The 1,220-nt window shown below is 59.8% G+C and carries 1 protein-coding gene and 1 pseudogene; both read left to right on the top strand.

All coding sequences use genetic code 11. The features are described from left to right. A partial coding sequence (locus ACWGTO_RS33475; RefSeq protein ID WP_454578953.1) for an IS256 family transposase occupies nt 1–758 on the top strand: 758 nt, incomplete at its 5' end. A gap of 32 nt (nt 759–790) precedes the next feature. Then, a pseudogene (locus ACWGTO_RS33470) lies at nt 791–1,220 on the top strand (IS66 family transposase); the annotation flags it as partial.

Below are 1,220 nucleotides of genomic sequence, written 5' to 3'. Positions count from 1 at the left end.
CTCGACCCAGACCTTCATACTCAATTGCGCTGTCACCGAGAGTACCCTTCCGAAAAAGAAGCCCCGGCTACACCAAATTTCTTACCCCCATCTTTTTCCCGCTCCCGAAGGAACTGATCGGCTTTCAGGTCGGTGTGCGCGAGAGCGCCCAAAGCTGGCGCGAATTGCTCGTCGATCTGAAGGCCCGTGGCCTTTCCATTGCGCCACAGATCGCCGTCGGCGACGGTGCGCTCGGCTTCTGGAAGGCGCTCGACGAGATCTTTCCTTCAACGCGTCACCAGCGCTGCTGGCAGCACAAGCTCGTCAACATCCTCAACAAGGTGCCGAAGTCGGTGCAGCCGAACATGAAGGCCGACCTGCGCGAGATCCGCGACGCGCCGGATCGGGCGACAGCCGAGGTCGCCATCACCGTGTTCGCCGACAAATACAGCGCCAAATACCCCAAGGCCGTCGACTGCCTGACCAAGGACCGCGAGGCGCTGCTGAGCTTCTTCGACTTCCCGGCCGAGCATTGGGACCACTTGCGCACGTCGAATCCAATCGAAAGTGTCTTCGCCACCGTCCGCCACCGGACCGTGCGCGCCAAAGGAGCGCTGTCGCACAAGACAGCGCGTCTCATGGTCTTCAAGCTGGTCATGAGCGCCGCCAAAACCTGGCGTCGTCTCAAAGGCGAAAATCAGTTGCCAATGGTCATCGCCGGCGTCAAATTCACCAACGGTGTCGCACAGTCTGTGACACCGGATCACCGCGCCGCCTGATCGGACGCGTCACCCAATTCCGACCATAGCTCCATGTGCGCCGCAAGTTCCATGATGTGATCAAGCTGAAGCCATCTCCGATCGCTGACGAAGCGCTGTCGCGCATCGGTGCGCTCTACGATATCGAGGATCGTATCCGCGGCATGTCGGCTGACGAGCGGCGTACACTGCGCCAGCAACACGCCATGCCTATTCTGGCGAACCTCAAGAGCTGGATAGAAGAAGCGCTTTCGACGCTGCCACAGAAGCAGAAGCTGGCCGAGGCAATGCGATATGCCCTCTCTCGATGGGCAGCCTTGAGCGTCTACATCGACGATGGCCGTGTCGAAATCGATAACAACATAGCCGAGCGCGCCATGCGTCCGCTTGGAATCGGAAGAAAAAACTGGCTCTTCGCCGGCTCAGACAAGGGCGGTGAGCGCATCGCCAATATCCTGACCATCATCGAGACCGCCAAGCTCC

This window comes from Mesorhizobium sp. PL10 (genome assembly GCF_053714315.1).
This window is presented reverse-complemented; position numbering and strand designations above follow the sequence as displayed.